The following is a 4,038-nucleotide window of genomic DNA, read 5'->3' as shown; positions in this document are numbered from 1 at the left end:
GCGGGGGCCTCGGCGGCGGCCGGGGCCGGAGCCTCGGCCGGGGCGCCGGAGCCGTCGTCGATGACGGCGAGCTCGGCGCCGACCTCGACGGTCTCGTCCTCGGCGACCTTGATGGAGGCCAGGATGCCGGAGGCCGGCGACGGGATCTCGGTGTCGACCTTGTCGGTCGACACCTCGAGCAGCGGCTCGTCGGCCTCGACGCGCTCGCCTTCGGCCTTCAGCCAACGGGTGACAGTGCCCTCGGTGACGCTCTCGCCGAGCGCCGGAAGGGATACGGAAACCGCCATGGTTTCAGTTGCTCCTTACGAAATTGCGGAAGTCTGGTCGTCGCGCCCGATGACTGAGGTCAGTCGTGGGAGTGCAGCGGCTTGCCCGCCAGGGCGAGGTGGGCCTCGCCGAGCGCCTCGTTCTGCGTCGGGTGGGCGTGGATGAGCTGGGCGACCTCGGCCGGCAGCGCTTCCCAGTTGTAGATCAGCTGGGCCTCGCCGACCTGCTCGCCCATGCGGTCGCCGACCATGTGGACGCCGACGACGGCACCGTCCTTGACCTGGACGAGCTTGATCTCGCCCGCGGTCTTGAGGATCTTGCTCTTGCCGTTGCCCGCGAGGTTGTACTTGAGGGCGACGACCTTGTCCGCGCCGTAGATCTCCTTGGCCTTGGCCTCGGTGATGCCCACGGAGGCGACCTCGGGGTGGCAGTACGTCACCCGGGGCACGCCGTCGTAGTCGACAGGGACGGTCTTCAGACCGGCCAGGCGCTCCGCCACCAGCATGCCCTCGGCGAAGCCGACGTGCGCGAGCTGCAGGGTCGGCACCAGGTCGCCCACGGCCGAGATGGTCGGGACGTTGGTCTGCATGTACTCGTCGACCAGGACGTAGCCGCGGTCCATGGCGACGCCCTGCTCCTCGTAGCCGAGGCCGGCCGAGACGGGGCCGCGGCCGATGGCGACCAGGAGGACCTCGGCCTCGAAGGTCTTGCCGTCGGCGAGCGTGACGCGCACGCCGTTCTCGGTGTACTCGGCCTTCTCGAAGAACGTGCCGAGGTTGAACTTGATGCCGCGCTTGCGGAAGGCGCGCTCAAGAAGCTTGGAGCTGTTCTCGTCCTCGACGGGGACGAGGTGCTTGAGGCCCTCGATGACCGTGACGTCGGTCCCGAAGGACTTCCACGCCGAGGCGAACTCGACGCCGATGACGCCGCCGCCCAGGATGATCGCGGACTGCGGCACGCGGTCCAGGGTCAGCGCGTGGTCCGAGGAGATGACGCGGTTGCCGTCGATCTCCAGGCCCGGCAGCGACTTCGGCACGGAACCGGTCGCCAGGAGGATGTGGCGGCCCTGGATGCGCTGGCCGTTCACGTCCACGGAGGTCGGGGAGGAGAGCTTGCCCTCGCCCTCGATGTACGTCACCTTGCGGGAGGCCACCAGGCCCTGCAGGCCCTTGTACAGGCCGGAGATGACGTCGTCCTTGTACTTGTGGACGGCCGCGATGTCGATGCCCTCGAAGGTGGCCTTCACGCCGAACTGGTCGGCCTCGCGCGCCTGGTCGGCGATCTCGCCGGCGTGCAGCAGCGCCTTCGTGGGGATGCAGCCGTTGTGCAGGCAGGTGCCGCCGAGCTTGTTCTTCTCGATCAGGGCGACGTCCAGGCCCAGCTGCGCTCCGCGCAGCGCCGCGGCGTAACCGCCGCTACCGCCGCCGAGGATCACTAGGTCGAAAACGGTGCTGGCGTCGTTCGCCACGTCACGTCCTCCATGCATGTGCGCCGTACGCCGGACCCCTGTTTTCGCGGGGGACGACCGGTCGGTCGGCTGGTATTCGGCCGCTCTTGTTTCGGCCCTTTGGTGGGGGCCCTGTCCTGCCGAGAACCCATCTTCGCACTTGTCGGCCGGAGACGGGACGCCGGGCCAGGCTGTGAGACGTCTGATCCACCGTCTGCGGGGGTTACCACTGCGTATGAACGTACGGATTTCGTCGAGGGCGAAATCGCGCGGGGCCCCGGACGTCGGACGTCCGGGGCCCCGCGGCGGCGTACGGGGGATCAGCCCAGGTCGCCCGCGGCGGTGTGCTCGGCGAGACGCACCAGGGTGCGGACCGCGGAGCCGGTGCCGCCCTTGGGCGTGTAGCCGTACGGCGCGCCCTCGTGGAAGGCCGGGCCGGCGATGTCCAGGTGGGCCCAGGTGATGCCCTCGCCCACGAACTCCTGGAGGAAGAGACCGGCCACCAGGCCGCCGCCCATGCGCTCGCCGATGTTGGCGATGTCGGCGGTGGGGGAGTCCATGCCCTTGCGCAGGTCGGCCGGGAGCGGCATCGGCCAGGTCGGCTCGCCGACCTCCTCGCCGATCTCGTGGATCGACGTACGGAAGGCGTCGTCGTTCGACATGATGCCGAAGGTGCGGTTGCCGAGCGCGACCATCATGGCGCCGGTCAGCGTCGCCACGTCGACGATCGCGTCGGGCTTGTCCTCGGAGGCCTTGGCGATGGCGTCGGCCAGGACGAGGCGGCCCTCGGCGTCGGTGTTGAGGACCTCGACGGTCTTGCCGCTGTACATGCGCAGGACGTCGCCGGGGCGGGTCGCGGAGCCGGACGGCATGTTCTCGGCGAGCGCCAGCCAGCCGGTGACGTTCACCTCCAGGCCCAGGCGGGCCGCGGCGATGACGGCGGCGAAGACGGCGGCGGCGCCGGCCATGTCGCACTTCATCGTCTCGTTGTGACCGGCCGGCTTGAGCGAGATGCCGCCCGAGTCGTACGTGATGCCCTTGCCGACGAAGGCGAGGTGCTTCTTCGCCTTGGAGCTCGTGTACGAGAGCTTCACCAGGCGCGGCGGGGCCTCGGAGCCCGCGCCGACGCCGAGGATGCCGCCGTAGCCGCCCTTGGTGAGCGCCTTCTCGTCGAGCACCTGGATCTTGACGCCGTGCTCCTTGGCGGCCGCGGTGGCGACCGCCGCGAAGGCCTCGGGGTTGAGGTCGTTCGGCGGGGTGTTGACCAGGTCGCGGGCGCGGTTCAGCTCCTCGGACACGGCGACGGCGCGCTCGATCGCGGCCTTGTACGCCTTGTCGCGGGGCTTGCCGCCGAGCAGGGCGACCTCGGCGAGCGGCGCCTTGGCGCCCTTGCCGTTCTTCTTCGCGGACTTGGCGTCGCCCTGGTCCTTGTAGGCGTCGAAGGAGTACGCGCCGAGCAGCGCGCCCTCCGCGATGGCGCCGACGTCCTCGGCGTCCTCGACGGGCAGCGCGAACGCGGCCTTCTTGTGGCCGGTCAGGGCGCGGGCGGCGACACCGGCGGCGCTGCGCAGCGCGTCCGTGCCGTACGTCTCGTCCTTCTCCGGGACCTCGCCCAGGCCGACCGCGACGACGACCGGGGCCTTGAAGCCGGACGGCGCGGGCAGCTTCGTCACCTCGCCCGCGGCACCACTGGCGCCGAGGGTCTCCAGGACGGAGGCGAGCTTGCCGTCGTACGCCTTGTCCACGGCCTCGGCGCCGGACGCGACGACCGCGCCCTTGGCGCCCTTGGCGACACCGACGACGATCGCGTCGGCGCGCAGACCGGACGCGGCGGCGGTGCTGAGAGTCAGAGCAGTCACGGTGGTGAGGTCCTCTTTCAGTGAGTTTCGACGGGCTGTGGGGTGGTGAGCCCGTCGCGAGCCTACGCCCGTGAGCGCTGCGGTGCGCCTCACTGTGCGTGTTCGGCGGGGTGTCGGGCACGCCGGGGCGGTGGCCGAACCCCTCGTCAGCCGAGCGCGAGGACCACCAGGGCCGCCGTCGCGGCCGTCTCCGCGAGGCCGCCGAACACATCGCCGGTGACCCCGCCGAACCGCCGTACGCAGTGCCGCAGCAGCAACTCCGCGGCGCCGAGCGCGAGGACGACGGCCGCCGCGCCCCGGACGGCGTCGGCCGGGCCGAGGAGCGCCCCGCAGGCCGCCGCGCCGCCCGTCACGGCCGCGGCGACCAGCAGGGCGGGGACGCGCGGGACGACCCCGGCGACGGCGGCGCCCAGGCCCTCGGGGCGGGCCGGCGGCACTCCGGCGCGGGCGGCGAGCGTCAGCGCG

The 4,038-nt window shown here is 71.6% G+C and carries 4 protein-coding genes; all 4 read right to left on the bottom strand.

The genetic code is table 11. The features are described from left to right. Nucleotides 1-287, bottom strand: a 287-nt coding sequence (locus AOK22_RS36020) for a biotin/lipoyl-containing protein (RefSeq protein ID WP_305793757.1), incomplete at its 3' end; no start/stop codon positions are given. A gap of 59 nt (nt 288-346) precedes the next feature. Next, on the bottom strand, nt 347-1,735 hold the full coding sequence (gene lpdA / locus AOK22_RS36015) for a dihydrolipoyl dehydrogenase (protein WP_055702895.1): 1,389 nt from the start codon (nt 1,733-1,735) through the stop codon (nt 347-349). A 299-nt stretch (nt 1,736-2,034) separates the two neighbouring features. Continuing rightward, nucleotides 2,035-3,573: a leucyl aminopeptidase gene (locus AOK22_RS36010; protein ID WP_055702894.1), complete on the bottom strand. Its 1,539-nt coding sequence runs from the start codon at nt 3,571-3,573 to the stop codon at nt 2,035-2,037. Nucleotides 3,574-3,719: 146 nt separating this feature from the next. After that, the coding region (locus tag AOK22_RS36005) for an adenosylcobinamide-GDP ribazoletransferase (protein WP_208606493.1) at nt 3,720-4,038 on the bottom strand (319 nt) is incomplete at its 5' end.

Origin of the sequence: Streptomyces silaceus, from assembly GCF_001419745.1 — a bacterium.
GTDB classification, from domain to species: domain Bacteria; phylum Actinomycetota; class Actinomycetes; order Streptomycetales; family Streptomycetaceae; genus Streptomyces; species Streptomyces silaceus.
The sequence above is the reverse complement of the archived record's forward strand: the minus strand, read 5'-3'. Positions and strand labels throughout refer to the sequence as shown.